This is a genomic window from Vibrio sp. V42_P2S4T144, from assembly GCF_009904715.1.
GTDB classification, from domain to species: Bacteria; Pseudomonadota; Gammaproteobacteria; order Enterobacterales; family Vibrionaceae; genus Vibrio; species Vibrio alginolyticus.
Genome location: NZ_WXWS01000409.1, coordinates 1 through 2,895 on the forward strand (window position 1 = coordinate 1; position 2,895 = coordinate 2,895).

The following is a 2,895-nucleotide window of genomic DNA, read 5'->3' on the forward strand; positions in this document are numbered from 1 at the left end:
CGGTACTGCTGCACAAACTAATACTATACAAAGAGTATACGACGTTCACGAATTTGAGGGGCATATTGCGTGCGATGCAGCGAGCAATTCAGAAATTGTGATTCCATTTTCTATTAATGGAAAGGTGGTTGGTGTACTTGATATTGATAGTCCAAGTATTGGCCGATTTAATGAAACAGACGAAGAAGGTCTCACTCATTTCATGGTTGAAGTAGAAAAGCTGCTTAATTCACACGCGAACGACGCATAAATTAGCCTTCGAGTGTGGTTTTTCCTTGGCATGTCACTATAATACGAGAATATTTTTTCTTAATGCTCGCGGAAATCCGCTCAAATCAGGACCCCTCATGACTGAAAAGTTAAAAAACAGCAAAGAAGTTATTGCATATATTGCTGAATGTTTCCCTAAGTGCTTTACTTTAGAAGGTGAAGCAAAACCTCTGAAAATTGGTATTTTTCAAGATCTTGCGGAACGTCTAAATGAAGACGAAAAAGTAAGCAAAACACAGCTTCGTGCAGCGTTAAGACAGTACACTTCATCATGGCGTTACCTACACGGTGTAAAACCAGGTGCAGTACGTGTAGACCTAGATGGCAACCCTTGTGGTGAGCTAGAAGAAGAGCACGTTGAACACGCGAAAGCGACACTTGCAGAAAGCAAGGCGAAAGTTCAGGCTCGTCGTAAAGAACAAGCACAAAAAGCTCGTGAAGAGGGTAAGGCGAAAGCGAAACCTGCGGCTAAAAAGCCTCAACAGCCTCGTCGTACTAATAAACCAAAAGTACAAAAACCAACTAAGCCTGTAGAAACGCGCGCTCTAAATGCTGATGAAATCACAGTAGGTAACGCAGTTAACGTGAACATGGGCAAAGGAAACATGGCAGCGACCATTGTTGAAATCAATAAGGATGATGTACGTGTTCAACTTGCTAACGGCCTACAAATGGTTGTGAAAGCGGAGCACTTGCGCGCATAAAGGAGATACTCCTACGCATGAATTGCCGTTCAAAAGTGACCCTGATTGCTGCTAGCTTATGGCTAGCAGCATCAGCTCAGGCTCTTGAAGCCAAACTACATAAAGATGACCTGCCGGTTCTTTCTCCTGAAGTTCAGCATGAAACAGCTAGCAAACGAGTCACCTCGCGATTTACCCGCTCTCATTATAAGCACTTCAGCCTCAATGATGATTTCTCTAAAGCGATCTTTGAACGCTATGTAGAGTTGCTTGATTACAATAGAAATATTTTCACTCAAGCAGACATCGATTCATTTAAAAATTGGTCAGTCGAGCTTGATGATCAGCTTAAATCGGGCAACAACCAAATTGCTTTTGATGTTTACAACCTCTCAATGCAGAAGCGTTTCGATCGTTTTGCTTATGCGTTAACTCTACTCGATGAAGAGATCAAGTTTGATACCGATGACGAGATAGAGTTAGACCGCTCTGAGGCCGCATGGCCAAAAGACGAAGCAGAGCTCAACGAGTTGTGGCGCAAGCGTGTGAAATATGACGCGTTAAATCTGAAACTGACTGGCAAAGAGTGGCCAGAGATTAAAGAAGTTTTAGAGAAGCGTTATAACAACGCGATGAAGCGCATCACACAGACCAACAATGAAGACGCATTTCAGTTGTATATGAATGCCTTCGCGCGACAGGTTGACCCTCATACAAGCTACCTTTCTCCACGTAATGCCGAGCAATTCCAATCGGAAATGAACCTTTCTCTAGAAGGCATCGGCGCCGTTTTGCAAATGACAGACGATTACACAGTAATTCGTTCACTTGTTGTTGGCGGTCCGGCATCAAAGAGTAAGCAACTTGGTGAAGGGGACCGAATCACTGGTGTTGGACAAGACGGTGAAGAAATTGTCGACGTGATCGGTTGGCGTCTGGATGATGTTGTTCAGTTAATCAAAGGCCCTAAAGGCACAAAGGTTAATCTACAGATCTTGCCAGAAGGTAACGATGCAAAGAGTTACATTGTCACAATTGTTCGTGACAAAGTTCGCTTAGAAGATCGTGCAGTTAAGTCAGAAATCATCGAAAAAGACGGTAAGAAGATTGGTATTTTAGAAGTACCAAGTTTCTACGTCGGCTTATCGAAAGACACCGATAAATTACTAGCTGAGTTGAAAACCAAAAACGTTGACGGCGTAATCGTTGATCTACGCAACAATGGCGGTGGTGCGCTAACAGAAGCAACGGCATTGACAGGTTTATTCATTAAAGAAGGTCCTGTAGTTCAAGTTCGTGACAGCTATGGCCGCATCAAGGTGAATGCCGATACCGATGGAAAAGTGAGTTATGATGGCCCATTGACGGTGTTGATTAACCGCTACAGTGCTTCAGCATCTGAAATTTTTGCAGCGGCAATGCAAGATTATAATCGTGCAATCATCTTAGGTGAAAACTCTTTCGGTAAAGGTACAGTTCAGCAACATCGTTCACTGAATCATATTTACGATCTTTTCGATAAAGAGCTAGGTTATGTTCAGTACACGATTCAGAAGTTTTATCGTATTGACGGTGGAAGTACGCAAAATCGTGGTGTTGCACCAGATATTTCGTACCCAACGCCAATAGAGGCTTCTGAAACAGGTGAAAGTGTTGAAGACAATGCTTTACCTTGGGATCAGATTGATAAAGCACAATATCAAACGTTTCCAAGTAACGACGCCTTAGTTGAAAAACTTACTGCTCTTCATAACAAGCGTATTTCTGATGAAATGGAGTTCCGCTTTATCAATGAAGACATCGAGAAATATCGTAAAGAAAAAGACGATAATACTTTGTCTTTGAACGAAAAAGTTCGTAAAGCTGAATCGGATAAAGCGGAAGCCCTTCGATTACAACGCATAAATGAACGTCAAGTTGCTTTGGGTAAAAAAGCATTCAA

At 42.4% G+C, this 2,895-nt stretch carries 3 protein-coding genes; all 3 read left to right on the top strand.

The genetic code is table 11. The features are described 5' to 3' along the window. A partial coding sequence (locus tag CAG68_RS13805) for a GAF domain-containing protein (RefSeq protein ID WP_443083870.1) occupies positions 1 to 250 on the top strand: 250 nt, incomplete at its 5' end. Positions 251 to 347: 97 nt separating this feature from the next. Beyond that, positions 348 to 974, top strand: coding sequence for an RNA chaperone ProQ (proQ, locus tag CAG68_RS13810; RefSeq protein WP_005377435.1), 627 nt, complete (start codon positions 348 to 350; stop codon positions 972 to 974). A gap of 17 nt (positions 975 to 991) precedes the next feature. Next, positions 992 to 2,895: carboxy terminal-processing peptidase (gene prc, locus CAG68_RS13815; protein ID WP_161441284.1), on the top strand; the 1,904-nt coding region annotated here is incomplete at its 3' end.